At 66.5% G+C, this 20,459-nt stretch carries 21 protein-coding genes and 1 tRNA gene; 8 read left to right on the forward strand and 14 right to left on the reverse strand.

Annotation, left to right across the window (positions count from 1 at the left end; all coding sequences use genetic code 11):
- Positions 1–7 precede the first annotated feature (7 nt).
- Together ASF81_RS08920 and ASF81_RS08925 are read left to right on the forward strand one after the other, a co-directional pair.
- On the forward strand, positions 8–2,104 hold the full coding sequence (locus ASF81_RS08920; RefSeq protein ID WP_055807795.1) for a S9 family peptidase: 2,097 nt from the start codon (positions 8–10) through the stop codon (positions 2,102–2,104).
- A gap of 69 nt (positions 2,105–2,173) precedes the next feature.
- Positions 2,174–4,285 carry a S9 family peptidase gene (locus ASF81_RS08925; protein ID WP_055807797.1) on the forward strand — a complete coding sequence of 704 codons (2,112 nt, stop codon included), beginning with the start codon at positions 2,174–2,176 and terminating at the stop codon, positions 4,283–4,285.
- 76 nt (positions 4,286–4,361) lie between these two features.
- Here the strand turns inward: ASF81_RS08925 and ASF81_RS08930 are convergent, their stop codons facing one another.
- A complete protein-coding gene (locus tag ASF81_RS08930; RefSeq protein WP_055807799.1) occupies positions 4,362–4,667 on the reverse strand; it encodes a hypothetical protein in 306 nt (101 codons plus the stop codon).
- A 242-nt stretch (positions 4,668–4,909) separates the two neighbouring features.
- Between ASF81_RS08930 and ASF81_RS08935 the strand changes: the two genes are divergently transcribed.
- Both ASF81_RS08935 and ASF81_RS08940 read left to right on the forward strand, forming a co-directional pair.
- Positions 4,910–6,880: an AsmA family protein gene (locus ASF81_RS08935; RefSeq protein ID WP_235559283.1), complete on the forward strand. Its 1,971-nt coding sequence runs from the start codon at positions 4,910–4,912 to the stop codon at positions 6,878–6,880.
- Positions 6,881–6,941: 61 nt separating this feature from the next.
- Positions 6,942–7,793, forward strand: a complete 852-nt coding sequence (locus ASF81_RS08940; protein ID WP_055807803.1) for an alpha/beta hydrolase — start codon at positions 6,942–6,944, stop codon at positions 7,791–7,793.
- A 12-nt stretch (positions 7,794–7,805) separates the two neighbouring features.
- Here the strand turns inward: ASF81_RS08940 and ASF81_RS08945 are convergent.
- The 11 genes from ASF81_RS08945 to ASF81_RS08995 form a co-directional block, all read right to left on the reverse strand.
- Positions 7,806–7,890 (reverse strand) — tRNA-Leu (locus ASF81_RS08945).
- Between the two features lie 53 nt (positions 7,891–7,943).
- Positions 7,944–8,729, reverse strand: coding sequence for a hypothetical protein (locus tag ASF81_RS08950; RefSeq protein WP_055807805.1), 786 nt, complete (start codon positions 8,727–8,729; stop codon positions 7,944–7,946).
- Positions 8,726–9,262 carry a CcdC protein domain-containing protein gene (locus ASF81_RS08955; RefSeq protein ID WP_055807807.1) on the reverse strand — a complete coding sequence of 179 codons (537 nt, stop codon included), beginning with the start codon at positions 9,260–9,262 and terminating at the stop codon, positions 8,726–8,728. The genes ASF81_RS08950 and ASF81_RS08955 overlap by 4 nt, the downstream gene beginning before the upstream one ends.
- A gap of 63 nt (positions 9,263–9,325) precedes the next feature.
- Positions 9,326–10,345, reverse strand: a complete 1,020-nt coding sequence (locus ASF81_RS08960; RefSeq protein ID WP_055807809.1) for a fumarylacetoacetate hydrolase family protein — start codon at positions 10,343–10,345, stop codon at positions 9,326–9,328.
- Between the two features lie 43 nt (positions 10,346–10,388).
- Positions 10,389–10,655, reverse strand: coding sequence for a hypothetical protein (locus ASF81_RS08965; protein ID WP_055807811.1), 267 nt, complete (start codon positions 10,653–10,655; stop codon positions 10,389–10,391).
- Between the two features lie 55 nt (positions 10,656–10,710).
- Positions 10,711–11,763 (reverse strand): isoaspartyl peptidase/L-asparaginase family protein, encoded by a 1,053-nt coding sequence (locus tag ASF81_RS08970; protein ID WP_055807813.1) that lies wholly within the window; start codon positions 11,761–11,763, stop codon positions 10,711–10,713.
- A 264-nt stretch (positions 11,764–12,027) separates the two neighbouring features.
- The gene (locus ASF81_RS08975) at positions 12,028–12,225 is read right to left on the reverse strand and encodes a hypothetical protein (protein WP_055807815.1); all 198 of its coding nucleotides are present in this window, start codon (positions 12,223–12,225) and stop codon (positions 12,028–12,030) included.
- Between the two features lie 119 nt (positions 12,226–12,344).
- Entirely contained in the window at positions 12,345–12,530 is a 186-nt protein-coding gene (locus ASF81_RS08980) for a hypothetical protein (protein WP_055807817.1), read from the reverse strand.
- Positions 12,531–13,643 carry a 4-hydroxyphenylpyruvate dioxygenase gene (gene hppD, locus ASF81_RS08985; protein WP_055807819.1) on the reverse strand — a complete coding sequence of 371 codons (1,113 nt, stop codon included), beginning with the start codon at positions 13,641–13,643 and terminating at the stop codon, positions 12,531–12,533. It abuts the gene before it with no gap.
- A gap of 128 nt (positions 13,644–13,771) precedes the next feature.
- Complete coding sequence (locus ASF81_RS08990) at positions 13,772–14,881, reverse strand: DUF5694 domain-containing protein (RefSeq protein ID WP_055807821.1); 1,110 nt, start codon at positions 14,879–14,881, stop codon at positions 13,772–13,774.
- Between the two features lie 134 nt (positions 14,882–15,015).
- A complete protein-coding gene (locus ASF81_RS08995; RefSeq protein WP_055807823.1) occupies positions 15,016–15,660 on the reverse strand; it encodes an exopolysaccharide biosynthesis protein in 645 nt (214 codons plus the stop codon).
- Positions 15,661–15,747: 87 nt separating this feature from the next.
- Here ASF81_RS08995 and ASF81_RS09000 point away from each other — a divergent pair, with 87 nt between their 5' ends.
- The 3 genes from ASF81_RS09000 to ASF81_RS09010 all read left to right on the forward strand — a co-directional run bounded on the left by ASF81_RS09000 (position 15,748) and on the right by ASF81_RS09010 (position 17,544).
- Positions 15,748–16,323: a YqaA family protein gene (locus tag ASF81_RS09000; protein ID WP_055807825.1), complete on the forward strand. Its 576-nt coding sequence runs from the start codon at positions 15,748–15,750 to the stop codon at positions 16,321–16,323.
- A 107-nt stretch (positions 16,324–16,430) separates the two neighbouring features.
- Complete coding sequence (locus ASF81_RS09005) at positions 16,431–16,976, forward strand: disulfide bond formation protein B (protein WP_039246047.1); 546 nt, start codon at positions 16,431–16,433, stop codon at positions 16,974–16,976.
- Positions 16,977–16,980: 4 nt separating this feature from the next.
- Positions 16,981–17,544: a demethoxyubiquinone hydroxylase family protein gene (locus ASF81_RS09010; protein ID WP_055807828.1), complete on the forward strand. Its 564-nt coding sequence runs from the start codon at positions 16,981–16,983 to the stop codon at positions 17,542–17,544.
- A gap of 157 nt (positions 17,545–17,701) precedes the next feature.
- Here ASF81_RS09010 and ASF81_RS09015 read toward each other — a convergent pair whose 3' ends face one another.
- Together ASF81_RS09015 and ASF81_RS09020 are read right to left on the reverse strand one after the other, a co-directional pair.
- Positions 17,702–18,904, reverse strand: coding sequence for an acetyl-CoA C-acyltransferase (locus tag ASF81_RS09015; protein WP_055807829.1), 1,203 nt, complete (start codon positions 18,902–18,904; stop codon positions 17,702–17,704).
- 185 nt (positions 18,905–19,089) lie between these two features.
- The gene (locus tag ASF81_RS09020; protein ID WP_055807831.1) at positions 19,090–19,998 is read right to left on the reverse strand and encodes an SDR family NAD(P)-dependent oxidoreductase; all 909 of its coding nucleotides are present in this window, start codon (positions 19,996–19,998) and stop codon (positions 19,090–19,092) included.
- A gap of 155 nt (positions 19,999–20,153) precedes the next feature.
- On the opposite strand from ASF81_RS09020, the gene ASF81_RS14830 reads away from it, so the two are divergent.
- Positions 20,154–20,459, forward strand: a 306-nt coding sequence (locus tag ASF81_RS14830) for an outer membrane beta-barrel protein (protein ID WP_156363198.1), incomplete at its 3' end; no start/stop codon positions are given.

Consider the following 20,459-nt stretch of genomic DNA (forward strand, 5'->3'; position numbering starts at 1 on the left):
TGAAGACATGACGCGTACACGCTGGATGGCGGCGGTCGCCTTTGGAAGCCTGATCCTGGCCGCTGCGCCGAGCCTGGCGCAGCAGGCCTCGCCGGCGCCGGCCGCCGCCCCCGCCGTCCAAGCGCCCGCATCGCGCGGCCTGTCGCTGAAAGATTTGGCGATGATGGAGCGGGTCAGCGAGCCGCGCGTCTCGCCGGACGGCCGCCAGATCCTCTATGCCGTGCGCACCACCGACTGGGACGGCAACAAGGGCGTCAACGGCCTGTGGCTGGCCGACGTCGCCCCCGGTCAACAGTCCGGCGAGCCGCGCAAGTTGGCGATCTCGGAAGGCGGCGCCTCGGGCGCGCGCTGGGCGCCGGACGGCGGGGCGATCTATTTCCTGTCGTCGCGGGGCGGATCGAACCAGGTCTGGCGCACGGATGCGGCCGGGATGGCGGCGGCCCAGGTGACGACCCTGCCTTTCGACGTGTCGGGCTTCCGCATCGCGCCGGATGGCAGGTCGCTGGTCTTGGCCGTCTCGGTCTTCGTCGATTGCGACACCCTGGCCTGCACCAAGACGCGGTTGGATGCCCGGGGCAAATCGACGATCCAGTCCTATGACCGTCTGCCGCTGCGCGACTTCGACCACTGGGTCGATACGCGCCGCACCCATCTGTTCGTCCAGCCGCTGAACGGGTCTGGTTTGAGTGGCGGCGAACCGCGCGACCTGTTGGCGGGTCTCGATGCCGATGTCTCGGCCGGCGATTCCAGTTTCGACATTTCGCCGGACGGCCGAACCCTTGTTTACGGCACGCAGACGCAAGGGGCGGGCGAACCCTTCACTAGCAACAGCGACGTCTTCCGCGTGGCGTTAGATGGCGGGACGCCGGTCAATCTGACGGAAGGCAACAAGGGATCGGACGGCAATCCGGTCTTCTCTCCGAACGGTCGCCAACTGGCCTGGCTGTCGGCGCCGCGAGAGAACGTCGGCGGGGATCAGGCGGCGGTCTGGGTAGCGGACGCCGATGGCTCCGGCGCGAGGAAGCTGACCGACTGGGATCGCGGCGCGGGCGGCCTGCAATGGCGCACCGATGGCCGGTCGCTGCTGGTCTCGGCGGCGGACGAGGGCCAGAACCGGCTGTTCTCGGTCGACGCCCGCACCGGCCGGATCACGCTCCTGACCGGAAACGGCACGGTTGGCGCCTATGAGGAGAAGGCCGGGGTCCTGGCCTATGCCCACGAAAGCTTCGTCGCCCCGACCCAGATCTTTGTTCAGACGCGCGGCGAACCCCGCCAGATCAGCCGCCAGAACGCCGAGGTGCTGGCGCAGATGGACCTGCCCAAGGGCGAGGCCTTCACCTTCGCCGGCTGGAACAATGAGCCGGTGCAGGGCTGGGTGTTCAAACCGGCGGGCGCGGTCGAGGGCCGGCGCTACCCGGCGGTCTATCTGATCCACGGCGGGCCGAAATCGCCCTGGACCGAAAACTGGTCCTATCGCTGGAATCCGCAGGTCTATACTGCGGCGGGCTATGCTGTGGTGATGATCAACTTCCACGGCTCGCCCGGTTACGGCCAGGCCTTCACCGACGCGATCAACGACCATTGGGGCGACCGGCCGCTGGAGGACCTGGAGAAGGGCTGGGCGGCGGCGCTGTCGAACAATCCGTGGATCGACGGCGACCGAGCCTGTGCGCTGGGCGCCTCCTACGGCGGCTATATGGTCAATATGATCGCCGGAAAGTGGAATGGGCCGTGGCGCTGCCTGGTCAACCACGCCGGGGTGTTCGACGTACCCCAGCTGATGAACGCCATGGATATCGGCAACTTCATCTGGGAGTTCGGCGGTCCGAGCTGGGAGCGCAAGGCCGTCTATGACGCCTTCAACCCTGAAACCTATGCCGGCGACTGGAACAAGCCGATGCTGGTGCTGCATGGCTCCAAGGACTTCCGCGTGCCGATGGAGCAGGGGCTGGCGACCTTCTCGGCGCTTCAGCGTCAGGGCGTGCCCAGCCGCTTCGTCCATGTGCCGGACGAGAACCACTGGGTGCTGAAACCCCGGACCTGGGTCGACTGGCAGCAGGAAATCCTGGATTGGGTCGGTCGCTATACGGCGCCGGCGGGCTGAGCGACCCATTGACGCGCCTTGGCAGGGTGCTACGCCTCGCGGCCAGAAAGCTTCGCGAGGAAGATCTTGATGCGTCACCGTTCCCTTCTGTCCGCCGCCTGCGCGGCTGTTGCGCTGATGAGCGCCGCGCCTGCCCTGGCCCAGGTGCCGCCCGCGCCGGTTCCGGCCGCGCCCGCGACGCCTGACGCCTTCACCTATCAGGACATGATCTCGGCCAATCGGCTGGGCGATCCGCAGGTGTCGCCGGACGGCCGCTATGTCGTCTATTCGGTCACGACCACCGATGTTCAGGCCAACAGCCGCGCCGGCAGCCTGTGGATCCTGGACCTGAACGCACCGGACACGGCGCCGCGCCGCCTGGCCATCTCGGATCAGGGCGCCAACACCGCGCGCTGGGGCGGGGACGGCAATCTGTATTTCCTGTCGGGCAAGTCGGGCGCGAGCCAGGTCTGGCGGGTGGCCTCGCCCACGTCGGCGCCGGTTCAGGTGACGAACCTGCCCACCGACGTGAACGCCTATCGGATCAGCCCTTCGGGCGACAAGGTGGCGGTGTCGCTGGCCGTCTATCCGAACGCGGCCGACCTGAACGCCTCGGTCCAACAGGGCAAGGCCATCGCCGAGCAGAAAACGACGGGCCAGGTCTATGACCGCATGTTCGTGCGTCACTGGGACACCTGGAACGACCACACCCAGAACCACCTGTTCGTCCAGTCGATCGGCCGCGACGGCAAGGCTACGGGCACGCCGACCTGGATCACCAAGGGCTTTGACGGCGACACGCCCTCCAAACCCTTCGGCGACGAAAGCGAGTTCGTCTTCACGCCGGCGGGCGACGCCGTGGTCTTCTCCGCGCGTCTCGCCGGTCAGACCGAGCCGTGGAGCACCAACTTCGACCTGTGGAAGACCAACGGCCTGTCGGGCGACGGCACCTTCACCAACCTGACCGACGGCAACGACGCCTGGGACACCGGCCCGGTCTTCTCGCCGGACGGACGGACCCTGGCCTATCGCGCCATGGCGCGGCCGGGCTTCGAGGCCGATCGCTATCAGATCGTGCTGATGGACGTCGAAACGGGCCAGAAGCGCGAGATCGCCTCGAACTGGGATCGCTCGGCCGACACGCTGCAATGGTCGCGCGATGGGCAGACGCTGTACACGACGGCAGGCGACGTCGGCTCGACCAAGCTGTTTTCGGTGGATACGCGCAACGGCGTGGTCACGCCGATCACGGGCGCGGGCCACGTCTCGGCCTTCCAGCAGACGCCGTCGGGCTTCGTCTTCGCCCAGGACAGCCTGCGCGAGCCGGGCGACCTGTATTTCAAGACCTATCTGGGTCGCGAAATGCCGCGTCGTCTGACGCAGTCCAACCCCGCCTTCGCCGCCAAGCAATTTGGTGAGTATGAGCAGTTCAGCTTCGCCGGCTGGAACAACGAGACAGTCCACGGCTATGTCATCAAGCCGGCTGGATACGTGGAGGGCCGCAAATATCCGGTCGCCTTCCTGATCCACGGCGGGCCGCAAGGTTCGTTCGGGGACGGCTGGTCCTATCGCTGGAACCCCGAGACCTATGCGGGCGCGGGCTATGCGGTGGTGATGATCGATTTCCACGGCTCGACCGGCTACGGCCAGGCCTTCACCGACGCGATCAGCCAGCACTGGGGCGACCGCCCGCTGGAAGACCTGCAGAAGGGCTGGGCGGCGGCTCAGGCGAAATACAGCTTCCTGGACGGCGACAACGCCTGTGCGCTGGGCGCCTCCTACGGCGGCTATATGATCAACTGGATCGCCGGCAACTGGTCGAACGAATTCAAGTGCCTGGTCAATCACGACGGCGTCTTCGACACCTTCGGCATGGGCTATTCGACCGAAGAGTTGTGGTTCACCGAATGGGAATACGGCGGCACGCCCTGGGACAAGCCGGAGGGCTATCAGAAGTTCAACCCGGCCAACCACGTCGATAACTGGAAGACGCCGATGCTGGTGGTTCAGGGCGACCGCGACTTCCGCATCCCGACCGCCCAAGGCCTGTCGACCTTCACCGCCCTGCAACGGCGCGGCATCGACAGCCGCCTGATCGTCTTCCCCAACGAAAACCACTGGGTGCTGAAGCCGGTCAACAGCCTGCAATGGCACAATGAGGTGTTCGGCTGGCTGAACAAATATCTGACGCCGACGCAGTAACAGGCGTCCGTCCGGAAGACAAAAAAAGGGCGCGGTCCGACGACCGCGCCCCTTCTTCATGCGCGTTTGGTCGGGGTCAGAGCGCGGCGCGCTGCATCGGCGCCCCGGCCAGGCGGTCATACTGATGCGCGGTCATGCAGCGCGGCGCGGCCCACCGCTGGCCCGACTGATAGGCGGCGACCGCCTGTTGAGCCGTGACGAAGGTGGGCGTTGCGCCATGGTCGCGTTGATAGGCTGTGCGTGAGGCCACGTCGGTTCCGCAAACCTTGACGGCTTGCAGCACGGCCGCGCGCTCGGCGGGGCGCGGACTTTGCGCCAGCGCCGGCGTCGTTGTGGCCGCCAGGGCGGCGGCGATCAGGGCGGGGGTCAGAAAACGGGTCATCGGCAATCCTCCACGGCCTGAATTAAGATCAGGACTCTGATGAATTATGCGCCGATCCTGAGATTTGTAAAGATTATGCGACAACTTCGCGTCAAATCGACGACAAGCTGACCCTGCGGCGCCAAACTGAAGCTGGTGCGTTTCCTCTGGCTGACGGAGACGAGCGATTGTCGAACCCATGGAATTGGCGCACTTTTCGAGCCGACCTGAACCGGCGGGCATGGGCACCGGCCGGGGCGCGTTTGCGCACCTGGCGCGACTGGGTGCGCGACAACGATCCCGTCTATGCGGCGGCTCGGCGGCCGGGGGCTGCAGAAAAATGGGCGGCGGGCATGGTGCTGGTTCTCGTGGCGGCCGTGATTCTTTTCCTGGCCCTGTTCGACTGGAACATGCTGCGCGGGCCCATCGGCCGCTGGGCCTCGGTCAAATACGATCGCGAAATCGCCCTGACCGGCGATCTGGACGTCAATCTGTTCAGCTGGACGCCGTCCGCCGTGGTGCGGGGGTTGAAAATCGGCGGCCCCGACTGGGCGCGCGATCGCAACACGGCAGACGTCGATGAGGTCCAGGCCTCGGTTCGGCTGAGAAAGCTGCTGGCCGGTCAGGTGGAGATGCCCCTGCTGAGCTTCACCCGGCCCCGGGTCGTGCTGATCTCCACCAAGGACGGCCGCAAGAGCTGGCAGTTGAATCCCAACAAGCCCGATGACGGCGAGGGGCTGAACCTGCCGGTCATCCAGCAACTGGTCATCAAGGACGGCCAGCTGAACTTTGAGGAACAGCGGCGCGGACTGACGCTGGAGGCGGCGGTCAATGCGCGTGAGGCGTCCAGCGGCCAGGCCGGCTTCGTGCTGGACGGGCGCGGCGATGTGCGCGGCGCACCCATGACCGTCAGGATCGAGGGCGGTCCCTTCATCAACATCCGACGCGACCGTCCCTATCGGTTCGAGGCGGATGTGACCGGCGCGGATTCGTCCCTGGTCGCCAAGGGGGCGATCACTCGACCGTTCGATCTGGGGCGGTTCGATGCGACCATGACGATCCAGGGCCGCAACATGTCGGACCTCTATCTGCTGACCGGCGTCGCCCTGCCCAATACGCCGCCGTATCGGCTATCGGGGGCGCTGAACCGCGATCGGCGGGTCTGGACCTTCAAGGATTTCGACGGACGCGTCGGCGCGTCCGATCTGTCGGGCGAGGTGAAGGTCCAGTCGGGCCAGCGGCTGCGCGTCGACGCCGACCTGACCTCGCGCCGTCTGGACATCGACGATCTCGCCGCCGTCTTGGGCGCGCGGACCCGGACCAATGCGGCGGGCACCGACACCGAGGCGCCGGTTGTGGTCGGCGGCAAGCTGCTGCCCGACGCCAAGCTGCAGACCGAACGGCTGCAGACCATGGATGGGACCCTGTCCTATCGGGCCGGATCGGTGAAGGCGAACGCCTTCGACGTGCGTCAGGTGAACCTGGGCGCCGACCTGAAGGACGGCATCCTGAAGCTGGATCCGATCAGCTTCGACTTCAATCGCGGCGCGCTGAACGGCACGGCGCGGATCGATGCGACGAAGGACGCCCCCTACAGCACGGTCGATCTGCGTCTAGCCGGCTATCCACTGGAGTCCATCATCCCGGCGCGCAACGGCTCGGCGCCCGTCACCGGCAGGGCGCTGGGCCGGGCGAAGCTGGAGGGCCCGGGCGCCTCCATCCATGATTTCGCCGCCGCGTCGAAAGGCTCGCTCAGCCTGGTGGTGCCGAACGGCAAGATGCGCGCAGCCTTCGCCGAACTGCTGGGCATCAACGCCAGCGCGGGTCTGCTGAAGCTGTTGAGCGGCGACCAGTCGGAAAGCCAAATTCGTTGCGCCGTCGCCGATTTCAACGTCAGCGGCGGCATGGCGACCGCCCGCACCTTCGTCATCGATACCGATGTGGTGCTGGCCCAGGGCAAGGGCAGCATCAATCTGGGCGCCGAGACGATGAACCTGCGGATCGAGGGCGAATCCAAGAAGCCGCGACTGTTGCGCCTTTGGGCGCCGATCACAGTCTCGGGCCCCCTGACCGCGCCCAAGGTCGGGGTCGATGTCGGTTCGGTGGTGTCGCAGGGCGGTCTGGCGGGCCTGCTGGGCGCGGTGGTGGCGCCGGTGACGGCCCTGTTCGCCTTCGTCGATCCGGGCCTGGCCGAGGACGCCGACTGCGGCCGGCTGATCGCCAACGCCCGCTGATCGTTGATGACGACGACCGATCCGGCGATCCAAGCGTATTGTGGGTGATGGAGCCTTTCGCATGACACGCCGTGGACTGTTCGCACCTGCCCTTGGGCTTCTCGCCGCCGCATGCTCGCCGCTGAGCCTGCTGAACACCTTGGGACCGAGAGACGGCGGCGTGCGACGCGTCGCGCGCGACATTCCCTATGGCGACGATCCGCGCCAGCAGATGGATGTCTATGCGCCAACCGCGCCTGGCCCCTATCCAACGCTGGTCTTCTTCTATGGCGGCGGCTGGGATTCAGGCTCGCGCGGCCAGTATGGCTGGGCGGCGCAAGCCTTGGCGGCGCGCGGATTCGTGGTCGCCCTGCCGGACTACCGCGTCGTGCCCCAGGTCGTCTTCCCGGCTTTCATCGAGGACGCGGCCGCCGCCACGGCCAAGGCGGCCGAGGTGGTTGGGCAATACGGCGGCGATCCGGCGCGGCTTGGCGTGCTGGGCCATTCGGCGGGCGCGCATCTGGCGATGATGATCGCCCTGGATCGACGCTATATGGCCGCTGTCGGTCGGCCTGACCTGATCAAGGCGGCGGCAGGTCTCGCGGGCCCCTACGACTTCCTGCCATTCGACGTGGCGGCGTCGCAGAACGCCTTTGGGCGCGCGCCGGATCCGACCCTGACCCAGCCCGTCACCTTCGTGCGCGCCGACGCCCCGCCGATCTGGCTGGGCCACGGCACGGCCGACACAGTGGTCCACGACGAGGACACGGTCATTCTGGATGATCGGATGCGCGCGGTGGGCGGGCGCTCGGAAGCCAAGCTCTATCCGGGTCTGGACCACGCCGACCTGATCGCGACCTTCTCGCCCCTGTTCCGCAAGAAGGCGACGGTGCTGGCCGATGTGACGGGGTTCTTCCACCGGCAGCTGGGCTGAACCGACGAAGAGTGGTGCGGGCGGCCGGGGTCGAACCGGCACTCCTTTCGGAACTGGATTTTGAGTCCAGCGCGTCTACCAATTCCACCACGCCCGCAGCGGAAGGACCGCCTCATGCCACAGAGGGATGAGGCGGGTCCAGCCTTTGTGTCACTGCATGATGAAGTTGACGCGGAAGGCCATCATGCGCGGCGCGGTCGGTTGGTCGCCGTCATAGGCGACGGTGGCGTCGCGGGCCGCCTTAAGCACCGCTTCGCCGAAGCGACCATCGGCGGGATGTTCGGTTTCGATGACGCAGTCGCGCAAGCGACCGTCAGGCTGGGCGACGCATGTGGCGACGGCGAAACCCTCCGAATAGTTGGTGGCGGGATAGCGCGGACGAATCTGACGCGCCCATCGCATTCCAACCTGCAGACCTTCCTCGGAGATGGCGTCGAGTTCCTGGTCGCGAGGGTCAACAAGCGGGCGGCCGCAGGCCGTCAGGGTTTCGTCGATCGCCGAACCGGACGCAGGGAGTTCCAGATCATAGCGGAGGTTTCGACCCGCGCCGCCGCCATCGGGCACGATGATCTGAATGCGTCCGCCTTGGCGAAGTTCGCGGGCAAAGGGGGCTGGAAAATCGGCGACGGCGCCCGCACGATCGGTCGTGACGTTCCAGCGCCATTCCTTGGCTTCTTCGTCTCGAAAGATGATTGTGATCGGGCGCGTTTTCGTCCGGCGCGCCACCTCCGGCAACCCGAACAGCAGCGCCGAATAGGCGCCGTCCATGCAGCGAGTCGCGATCGACAGGCCCGGCGTGGTCGTGACGTAAGCGATTGTCGATTTCTTTCGGGCGTCCTTGACCAGATCCCAGTCTTCGCCGGTGTTCGGCGCATCCTGCGAGACGGCTGAGCCGGCCGACAAGGCGACAGCGAGAGCGACTACGGTGCTCTTCATGCGACGACCTCCACATGGCTATCCATGCCGCCGGACTGGATGCGGCGGGCGCGGATGTACATTTCGATGCGCTGCATCACGATCAGGCCCATGGCGAAGACCAGGAAGGCGTCGGTGACGGCCAGGGCGTTCAGATGCCAGGCGGCGGCGTGGCTTTCGATCAGGTCGCGCAGCAACGACCGGCCGGCGAACAGCACGACCAGCAGGATCAGCCCCAGAGGCGAGGCCTGGGCCATCAGGGAGCCGTCCGGCTCCTTTTCGATGGTGACGGTCTTGCCGCGATACCAACCGGCGACGCCGCCCAGGATCCCGCCGATGGCCAGAACCGCCCAGGCGTCGGGGCCGAACGGCGCAGGGGCCATGTTCGGGTTCTGCGCCGACCCCCAGATGCCCAGGCCGATCAACGGCAGGACGATGGCCGGCATAACCCACAGCAGGTGCGGCTTCAGCACACGCTTCCTGCGGTTCTTCAGCAGCACGACCACCAGCATGATCGGGATCATGAGCAGTGGGATCAGTTTTTCAGGCGGCACGTCGTCTCTCCCCAAAGACCGGATGCGGACTCCCCCGAGACCGCTGTCAGCACCCTAGCGGCGTCAATCCGCGCTGGATAGCGGCGCGACCGTCTGTTCGATGGCGCCGAAGATCGAATGATGACGCGCGTCCAGCATTTCGATCCGCACCGTGTCGCCGTGTTTCAGGAAGGGCGTCTCGGCCGCGCCGCGCAGGATCGTCTCGACCGTGCGGACCTCGGCGATGCAGGAGTAGCCCAGGCCGCCTTCCGAGACCGGCTTGCCGGGGCCGCCGTCGGCGTCCTTATTCGACACCGTGCCCGAGCCGATGATGGTGCCAGCGCCCAGCGACCGGGTCTTGGCCAGATGGGCGATCAGGGTACCGAAATCGAATGTCATGTCGACGCCGGCGTCGGCCTTGCCGAAGTCCTGGCCATTCAGCTGAACGTTCAGGGCGCCGTGCAGCTTACCGTCCTTCCATCGGTCGCCCAGCGCCTCGGGCGTGACCAGAACGGGCGACAGGGCGCTGGCGGGCTTGGACTGGACGAAGCCGAAACCCTTGGCCAGTTCGGCAGGGATCAGGTTGCGCAGGCTCACGTCGTTGACCAGGCCGACCAGGCGAATGGCGTCGAGCGCCTGTTCGCGCGTCGCGCCCTGAGGCACGTCGCCGACGATCACGACGATCTCGGCCTCCAGGTCGCAGCCCCAGGCCTCGTCGGCCAGCGGGATCGGATCGCGCGGCGACAGGAAGCTGTCGGAGCCGCCCTGGTACATCAGCGGGTCGGTCCAGAAGCTCTCGGGCATGTCGGCGCCGCGCGCCTTACGCACCAGTTCGACGTGGTTCACATAGGCCGAGCCGTCCGCCCACTGATAGGCGCGGGGCAGGGGGGAGGCGGCGTCGCGCTCATGGAAGCGGCCGCGCGGCACGGCCCCATGCTCCAGGCTTTCGGCTAAGGCCTCGAGGCGGGGCCCGCAACGGTCCCAGTCATCCAGCGCCGCCTGCAGCGTCGGGGCGATCAGGAAGGCGTCGGTGAACCAGTTCAGGTCCTGGGAGACGACAACGAGGCGGCCGTCGCGGCCGTGCTTGAGCGAGGCGAGTTTCATGACCAAGGCCTAGACCGGATTTGCGATATTGGGAACGACGGAATCAGTCGGTGGCGGTCAGCAGGGCGCGGGCCTCGGCGCCGGTGCGGGCGGCGCGGTCGCGGACCTCGACCTCGACGATGACGCCGCCCTCAGGCTCGACGGCCCACAGGTAGCGACGCTCGACCTCGACCGTGCGGCCGGAAGGGGCGAAGCCTTCGTAACTGTCGCCCCAGGGGGTGATCTTGCTGACCTCGACGAAGGGCATGGCGCAGGCGGCGTCCAACTCCTCGTTGGCCATCACGGTCAGTTCGTCATCGGATGCAGGCATGGGTCTCGGTCTAGGAAAAAAGAGTCTAATTCGTCTAATTGGTCTGAACGGGTGCTCAGGGTTCGTCGGCGTAGATGGCGACGCGGGCGCGGTTGGTCGATGAGGCCGCACCGCGATACATGCCCGAGGTGGACATGGCGAAGGCGGGGCGGCCATCCATTCCCATGACGATGACGCCGCCCTTGCCGCCCAGCCTTTCGGCGTCAGCGATCTCCGCCTGACCGGCGGCCTGCGTCGCCGCCCCTCCTGCAATCCGCGCGCAGATGTCGCGGGCGACGGTAGCGCGGATGAAATATTCGCCGTCGCCGGTGGCGGACACCGCGCAGCCGTCGGCGTTGGAGGCATAGGTGCCGGCGCCGATGATCGGCACGTCCCCGACCCGGCCCCAGCGTTTGGCGGTCATGCCGCCGGTCGAGGTGGCGGCGGCGAGACGACCCTGGCTGTCCAGCGCCACGGCGCCGACCGTGCCGAACTTCTTCTCGTTCAGGGGCGGGGCGATTTCGGCTTGGGCGCCCGGTAGAGGCGCGCCGATGGGTCGCTCGGGGATCGGCTGTCCGGCCTCGGTCAGGGCTTTAACCAGTCCCTGCCACCGGCGCTCGGTGAAGAAGAAGGCCGGATCGACCTGCTCCAGCCCGACCGAGGCGGCGAAGGCGTCGGCGCCGGGTCCGATCAGCATGACGTGGGGCGACCGCTCCATCACCGCGCGGGCGGCGGCGACGGGATGACGGGTGGTGGTCAGGCCGGCGACGGACCCGGCGGTCAGGTCCGATCCGTTCATGATGGCGGCGTCCAGCTCGTTACGGCCGGCCGCAGTGAAGACCGCCCCGCGCCCGGCGTTAAACAGAGGATCGTCCTCCATGACCTGAACGGCGGCCTGGACCGCATCCAGCGCGGTGCCGCCGCTGTTCAGCACGGCCGAACCGGCGTCCAGCGCGCCTTTCAGCGCCGCGCGATAGGCTGCGTCCTGCTCGGGCGTCAGGCTGGCCCGCTCGATCACGCCGGCCCCGCCGTGGATCGCCAGCGACCATTGCGGCGCGGCGTCCTCGGCGTACGCCGAGGAAAAATACAGTGCAAAGAGTGCAATCATTCCCGAACAGGCGATGCGCATCGTGAACCTCCTCCGCGCCGAAAACACAGTGCAATCGGTGCACTCTACCCCAAGGACGCCGGTCGATCGCAGTGTAACGCCGCGTTCGGGCGTGTCAGGTCGATTGGCCGAAGAAAATCGGAAAGGCCGAAAGATCAGAGGATTGGTCCGCGGCGATAGGATGTTTGCAGATGAGGGACGGAGCCTTGCTGCGCCGCAGGGCCGCTTTCGGCCAAACGGATGGGGCGCTAATCAACCAAGCTCGGGCCTCATCGGCCGAGGCACTCAGCGGCGGCTGCGCGTCTTTTTCAAGCGGTCCACCAGCATCGCTCCGCTAGACGTCAGCAAGCACATTGGCACAATCCACGGCTGATACTGTTCGCCGCTGCTCCCATAATGGACGAGCAAGGCGACGATGATTGTCGCCAGCATCCAGAGCGAAAGGGTGGCGTAGGCGACAAGTAGGACTGGATCGCGGGTCATCTGAGGCTATCCAAGGTTGCGCCTGAAGTCTGACCAAACTTTCTTGAAGTTGTCCACCAAAAGGCCTGTCCAATCGGAGTAAAACTCCCTCCCCGTAGAGGGCCGATGTCTGGCCCGCCTCACCCCCTGTGGTGCAGCCGCTTCCACACCTGATAGCCGATGATGGGGGCGAAGCCGCAGAGGAGGGCGGCGATCAGGACCATCCAGAAACCGCCGCCCAGCCAGTATTCGCCGGCCAAAGCACCGGCGCCGGCCGCCAGGACCGGGCCGAGCCAGGGCAGCCAGGTCGGCGGCCGCATCGTCATTCAGGCGTCGACCTTGATGACGCCGCGACGGATCTGGTCCAGCTCGATGGAGTCGAACAGGGCCTGAAAGTTGCCGTTGCCGAAGCCTTCGTTGCCCTTGCGCTGGATGATCTCGAAGAAGATCGGGCCAAAGGTGTCCTGGGTGAAGATTTGCAGCAGTAGGCCTTCCTCGTCCGAGCCGTCGATCAGGATGCGGTTCTTGCGCATCCGCTCCACGTCCTCGCCATGGTTGGGCAGGCGTTTGTCGATCAGTTCGAAATAGGTCTCGATGGTGTCCTGGAAGGCGACGCCGCGTTCCTTCATCGCCTCGACCGTCTCGAAGATGTTCTCGGTCGTCAGGGCGATGTGCTGGATGCCTTCGCCGTTGTAGCGACGGATGAACTCCTCGATCTGGGAGTTTTCGTCCTGGCTTTCGTTCAGCGGGATGCGGATGGCGCGGTCGGGCGCGATCATGGCCTGGGAGAACAGGCCCGTCGCCTTGCCCTTGATGTCGAAATACTTCTGCTCTTCGAAGTTGAAGATCGAGTTGTAGAAGCCCGACCATGTGCGCATCTGGCCGCGACGGACGTTGTGGGTCAGGTGGTCCAGGATCTCCAGGCCCATCGAGTTCTTGCGCTCGGCCTCTTCCCAGCCCTCGATCTCGTCCCACGCGTCATAGAGCGAGCCGGAGTCGCCGTACTGATCGATGACATACAGCAGCGATCCGCCGATGCCTTGCAGGATGTAGGGATAGTCGTCGCCCAAAGCCCCGCCGGCGGCGTCCGTCGCGGCGACGGCGCCGCGAGCCAGGGCGCCCTCATAGGCGGCCTTGGCGTCGGTGGTGCGGAAAGCCATGCCGTTGGCGGACGGGCCGTGATCCTTGGCGAAGTCGGCGGCCTGACCCTTGGGCGAGCGTTGCACCAGGAAGCTGATATCGCCCTGCTTCAGGCGCACCACGTCGGTCTTGGGGTTCACGTGCGTCTGGCTGAAGCCCATCAGCTCCAGGCGCGAAATCATCGCCTCGGGCTCGGGGCCGGTGAATTCGACGAACTCGAACCCGTCGACGCCGAGGGGGTTTTCGAGGTCGATCTGTTCCGCCGTGGCCTGATCTTGGGCCTGGGTCATGTCGTTCATGGCGCGTCTCCCGCGTGATCTTGAGGGCGGTCCGGCCGCCGATTGGCGCGGAACCTAGTCACAGAAGACGACGGAGCCAAGACGAAGCCACGGGGTCGTGATGAGGGGCGGCCCCCAGCGCGTTCCGCTCAGCGCAGAACGGGCTCGGGATCGACCAGCCGGACGTCGTGCATCTGGTCCAGATAGGCCTCGTAGTAGCCCTTGTGCGAGGCGCCGACGATGGTCAGCATCCGCGTGCCTGGATAGAGGCCCAGGACATCGCGCATATTGGCGACCATGCGCAGGTTGCGGGTCTCCCAAAAGCCGAGGTAGCGGCGGCCGAAGGCCTGCGGCGACGGCTCGACCAGATTTGCGCCGAAATCGGACTGATAGGCCATGGCCGGGACGGTCGGCGCATTGTAGGCGCGGTACATCTGAAGAAGGCCGTCCGGCTGATTCAGGGCGGCGCTCAGACGTTCGTCTTCCGCCCGACGGGCCGTGCTGGCGGGATTGTCCCAGGCGGCCATGATGGCGTCCTGGGATGCCTTCTTCTTCCCGGGGTCGGCAGGGTCGGGCGAATCGGCGGAGTGGTCGTCGACGCTCCACAGCCGCTCCAGTCCCAGGCGCGCGGCCAGGGGGGCGGAGATCAGGAAGGTCTCGTTGGCCTGTTCCTCGATCTGGTTCAGCACGCCGACCAAGGCGTCGTTCAGGCCGTCCCCGGCGATGCGGTCCTGGGCGGGCAGGCGAAGCCACTGGACCAAGGCCGATCCGCGCTCGCCGGCCGCCAGGAAGACCGCCGCCAGATGACGCCGCTGGGCGGCCGTTGGGTTGGCGGGCCATGCGGCCAGCAGTCGCTCGGCCTCGGCGTTGGCGGCGGGTACGTCAAGGCCGCTCGCCAGGGCGGCGGGGGCGGGATCCCAGCAATAGGTCTCGACCGTCTCGGCATAGCGCGACGGATAGCGACGCAGGCTGTCGCATTGCAGGCCGGACAGGTCCTCCGTCGCGATGGCGGTCGGCTTCCACGCCGCCAACCGATCCAGCAGCGGCGACAGGCTTTCGACCTTGAAGCCGTCGCCCATGTTCGACAGGTGCGGCGTGCCCAAGACCAGAACCTCGTTCAGCGCGCCGGCTGGCGGTCCCTTCAGCTGATCGGGATGGAAAGGCTGGTGGTAGTCTTGGGCGGTTGCGGGCAGGGCGACGGCCAGCAGCGCGCCGACGGCGACGAACAGGATGCGGGAGATACGAAGAGGCAGAGCCATGACACGCCGTGAAAGGAATTTGAGAAGGATCGACCGTCAGTCGGTCATGCCACCTTCCACGGATCACCGCCCGGGCGCCCGTTAATTCTTGGACATCTAAGGCTACGCTTGCAGGGCTGGAACCGATGTCGGCGTCAGCCCGGCAACCAGCGCGTGGCCCATTCGGCGCCCATCAGAAGGCCTGTCCCGAGCGCGCCCAGGATAGTCAGCCAGACGGTCGTGACGGCGCAGCCGGCAAGGACGAACAGGCCGTCGCGCTGGATCAGGCCGACCGACAGCAGGGCCAGGGCGATCGACGGGATGGTGTTGGTCAGGGGCATAACGATTGTCACGGTCGCCAGGATCATGAAGACGGCGGCCAGCTTTTCGCCCGGGCCATCGGCGAAGCGGCGCAGGCGGGGGCGCGACAGCCGGTCGATCCAGCCCAGTTTGGTCTCGGCGAAATCGGCCATGGCCTTCAGCCAAGATCCTTTGCACCGCAGGTGCAGAAACCAGCGCGGCAGCCACGGCTCCTCACGCCCGACCAGCATCTGGCCGGCCAGCAGGATGACGATCAGCCCGACCACCTGCGGCACGCCGTAAAGGCCCGGCACCAGACAAGGGATGGAGAGCAGCAGGATCAACAGGCCGTAGGCGCGCTCGTCCAGCCGGTCGCGGATCTCATGCAGGGTCAGGCCTGCGTCGCCGCCGTCGTCGGCCAGCCGCCGCAGCAGTCGGGTGACGTTATGGCTGACGTCGTCCTGCTGGACCGTGGACGGGGAAGAGGCGGGGGTCGTCATTCAGGCGCTCTAGCAGGTGGACGTGACGGCCGAGGATGACGCAACGCCGCAGGGGTGCTAACGCGCCGTGCCGCCTTAAGGATCGCCATGCTGCGCAAACTCTATGACCGCGTCTTCGACCTGGCGCGCAGCCGCCATGCGACTAAGGCCCTGGCGGTCGTCTCCTTCGCCGAGAGTTCGTTCTTTCCAATCCCGCCCGACGTCATGCTGGCGCCCATGATCCTGGCGCGGCCGCAGAAGGCGTATTTCTACGCCGCCGTCTGCACCGTGGCGTCGGTGCTGGGCGGGATTCTCGGTTATGCGATCGGCTATTTCCTGACCGATCTGGGTCTGGCGATCATGCGGGTGCTGGGCCATTCGGACGGGCTGGAGCAGTTCCGCGCCTGGTTCGATCAGTGGGGCCTGTGGGTCATACTGATCAAGGGGCTGACACCCATCCCCTACAAGCTGGTGACCATCGCTTCGGGTCTGGCGGCGTTCAGCTTTCCGGTCTTCATGGCCGCGTCGGTCGTGACGCGGGGCGGGCGGTTCTTCCTGGAAGCGTGGATCCTGAAGCGCTGGGGGCCGGCCATGCTGGCGCAGGTGGAAAAGCGGCTGGCGATGTGGAGCGTGATCGGCCTGGTCGCGCTGGTCGCGTTGATCGTCGTCCTGAAGCTTATGTAGCGCCTGATCGGTTGAGGCGAAATCGCTTGGCGATTTCGGCGATGCCGTGAATCAGGCGCAAGCTCCAAGTCGACGCCGCGTTCGGGGCGGGGTAAGACCGTTTCAAGATGATCGATGTCTATCGCCTTCTGACCCGTTGGTGGACCGCCTTCGCCCTGGCGGCGTCGCTGGCCATGCTGGGCGCGGCCCATGCGTTCGAACGGTTCGGAGGCCTTGCGCCCTGCAACCTGTGTCTGAAGCAGCGCGAGGTCTATTGGGGCGCGGTGGTCGTCGCGGTGCTGGCCACGGGCTGGACCCTGTTCAGCGGCGGACGCCGGGGCACGCCGCGCATCGCGGCCTTCCTGCTGGCGGCTGTGTTCGCCACAGGCGCCATCACGGCCATTTTCCACATGGGCGGCGAATACAAATGGTGGGCGCTGCCTGCGACCTGTTCGTCCGTCGGCGGTTCGGTCGATATGGACAGCCTGACGGCGCTCGCCATGGGCACGGGGCCGGTGACCAAGGTGATCGGCTGCGGCGATGTGGCCTGGAGCTGGCTGGGTCTGTCGATGGCAGGATGGAACGCGATCATCGCCTCGGCGCTTGCGGTGTTCAGCCTGTTGGCGGCGAAACGTCCCAAGGACGCCCGCGCGCCCCGGATCGAAAAGGCCTGATGCGATGAGCCATTCCATTCCTCTCCCTCGTCCTGGCCAAGGCGCCGACAAGGCGCGGATGGACGAGATCCTGCGCGTTGATCACGCCGGGGAATATGCGGCCGTCCTGATCTATCGCGCCCAGAAGGCGGTGTTCGAAGGGCGCAAGGGGCGTGACGGCATCGCCCACGATCTGTCGGAGATGCAGGACCAGGAGGCGGTCCACCTGGCGCGCTTCGAGCGGCTGCTGAACGAGCGGCGGGTGCGGCCAACGGTCATGACGCCGTTGTGGCGCATCGCCGCCTCGGCCCTGGGCGCCGGCACGGCCCTGATGGGTGAAAAGGCGGCGCACGCCTGCACCGAGGCGGTCGAAAGCGTGATCGAGAAACACTATGCCGACCAGATCGCCGAGATCGGCGATCGCGACCCGGCCCTGGCCGCCGAGCTGAAGCAGTTCCGCGACGAGGAACTGGCCCACCACGACCACGCCATAGAACACGGCAGCCGCGAAGCGCCCGCCTATCGGCTTCTGTCCGGCGTGATCAAGGTGGGCTGCAAGGCGGCGATCAAGATCAGCGAGCGGGTCTGACGCGTCTCCTCCCCACCTGTGGGGAGGGGGACCGCGAAGCGGTGGAGGGGCTCTTGAAGTCCCATAGACGTTTGCGATGCGGCGAAGAGCCCCTCCGTCTCTCCGCTTCGCTACGAGCCACCTCCCCATGAAATGGGGAGGAGACAATTGGTTTCTCTCAATAGATCTCGAACAATCCCGCAGCCCCCATGCCGCCGCCGATGCACATGGTGACGACGCCGTATTTGGCGCCGCGACGCTTGCCCTCGATCAGGACGTGGCCGGTCATGCGGGCGCCGGACATGCCGTAGGGGTGGCCGATGGAGATGGCGCCGCCCGAGACGTTCAGCCGATCGTCGGGAATGCCCAGCGTGTCCTGGCAATACAGAACCTGGGCGGCGAAGGCCTCGTTCAGCTCCCAGATCCCGATGTCGTCGATGGTCAGACCGTGGCGCTTCAGCAGTTTGGGCACGGCATAGACCGGGCCGATGCCCATTTCGTCCGGCTCGCAGCCGGCGACCGCCATGCCGCGATAGGCGCCGAGCGGTTGCAGATTGCGCTTCACCGCCTCGCCGGCCTCCATGACGACACAGGCTGAGGCGCCGTCCGACAGTTGCGAGGCGTTGCCGGCGGTGATGAACTCGCCCGTCTGGATCTCCTCGCCGCCGCCGAAGACGGGCTTCAAAGCCTTCAGCCCTTCCAGCGTCGTATCGGGACGGTTGCCCTCGTCCTTGGACAGGGTGACCTCTTTCGATGAGGTCTGGCCGGTGGCCTTGTCCATGACCAGCATGGTGGTGGTCATGGGCACGATCTCGGCGTCGAAGCGGCCGGCGTCCTGGGCGGCGGCGGTGCGCTGCTGGGATTTCAGCGCATATTCGTCCTGGCGGTCGCGGCTGACGCTGTAGCGGCGCGACACCACCTCGGCCGTCTCCAGCATCGACATATAGATGTGGGGCGACAGCTTCAGCAGCGCCTCGTCCTTCATCCTGTACAGGTTCATATTCTGGTTCTGCACCAGGGAGATGCTTTCCAGCCCGCCGCCGACCGCCATCTTCTGCTGATCGAAGACGACCTGTTTCGCCGCCGTGGCGATGCCCATCAGGCCCGACGCGCACTGACGATCCAGGCTCATGCCCGGAACGGAAGAGGGCAGGCCGGCGGCGAGCGCGATCTGGCGCGCGACGTTGGTGCCGGTCGAACCCTGCTGCAGGGCCGCGCCCATGATGACATCCTCGATCTCGGCCGGATCGACGCCGGCGCGCTGGACCGCGTGCTTGACCGCATGGGCGCCGAGTTGCTGCGCCTGGGTGTCGTTGAAGGCACCGCGATAGGCGCGCCCGATGGGCGTACGGGCGGTGGAGACGATGACGGCTTCGCGCATGGGCTTTCCTCCTGGGGCTATCGCCCTTCGGGCTACTTGAGCCCATTCTTGTTTGGCCTATCGCGCTTGGCGCTGCTTGAGGCCGTTCCTGTTTGGCCTACGCGCGTTCGCGCTGCTTGAGGCCGGTTTCCTCTGACGCAAAGTTAGGCGCCTCACGTTGCGTCAACGCAAGACGCCTTGTTTGGTCAGCCGCCGTGCGCCTTCTGCGCCTTGGTCAGTTCGATCATACCCTGGGCGGCGCCCATGTCCGGCACGATCTCGCCCGCGCGGTCCGAAATGGCGTCGAAGCGGGCGGCGACCTGTTCGGGCGCATCGTCGCCGGTGATGAAGTCGCCTTGCGTCAGGGTGACATAGGCGCGTTCGAACCCGCCGGCGCCGGCGGCCAGGATGGCGCGGCTCGGCGCCTCCTGGCTGACCAGGTAAAGCAGGCCGGGCGTGACCAGAGCCGGGGCCAACGCCTCCAGCGGCAGGGCGGCGCCCAGATCCTCGGTCATGCGGGTGTGGGCGGTGGGCGCCAGACAGTTGACGCGGATGTCGTTCTTGGCCCCCTCGATCGACAGGGTCTGCATCAGACCGACAAGGGCCATCTTGGCCGCGCCGTAGTTCGACTGGCCGAAGTTGCCGTACAGGCCAGACGACGAGGTCGTCATCACGATCCGGCCGTAGTTCTGCCCGCGCATGATTTCCCACACGGCCTTGGTGCAGTTGACCGCGCCCATCAGGTGGACGTCGACGACGAAGCGGAAGTCCTCGATCTCCATCTTGGCGAAGGTCTTGTCGCGCAGGACGCCGGCGTTGTTCACCAGGATGTCGATCCGGCCCCATTTCGCCATGGCCTGATCGACCATGGCCTGGACTGCGGCGAAGTCCGTCACCGAGGCCGCATTGGCCACGGCCTCGCCGCCGGCCGCCACGATTTCGGCGACGACCAATTCCGCCGCTGTCGCCGACCCGCCGGAACCGTCGCGCGCTCCGCCCAGATCGTTGACCACCACCTTGGCCCCGCGCGCCGCCAGAGCGAGCGCGTGTTCGCGCCCCAAGCCGCCACCGGCCCCCGTTACGATCGCCACCTGTCCGTCAAACCGCATCGCCATAATCCGTCTCCTGTCGCAGGCGCCCAATGTGTTGAAACGGCGCCACAGTCGACACAATCCTAATCCCGGAGCGGAACCGCGCGCCAGCCACGCCGTTCGGCTCGGGAACGCTGTGCCAGTGCGCAGCTTCGCGCAATTCACACAGTGAGGAAGCTATGAAGCTTAAACTTCTCGCCTCTGTCGCCGCAGCCGGGCTGTTCGCAGCTGGCGCCGCATCGGCAGAACCCAATGGCTGGTACGGCGCCATCGACGCCGGCTATCGCGTCATGGACGATATTAACATGGAGGCCGCTTCGACTGGCTTCAACCATGTTTACGAAGCTGAGCAAGGTTGGGCGGCATTTGCTCGTCTGGGCTACCGTTTCAACCCCAGCTGGCGGGTTGAATTGGAAGGTGGCTATCGCTCGGGCGACATCGGCACAGTGCGTGCGCCTAACGGTGGCGCTGGTGGTCTCTGCAAC

The organism is Brevundimonas sp. Leaf168 (assembly GCF_001423685.1).
Classification (GTDB): domain Bacteria; phylum Pseudomonadota; class Alphaproteobacteria; order Caulobacterales; family Caulobacteraceae; genus Brevundimonas; species Brevundimonas vesicularis_C.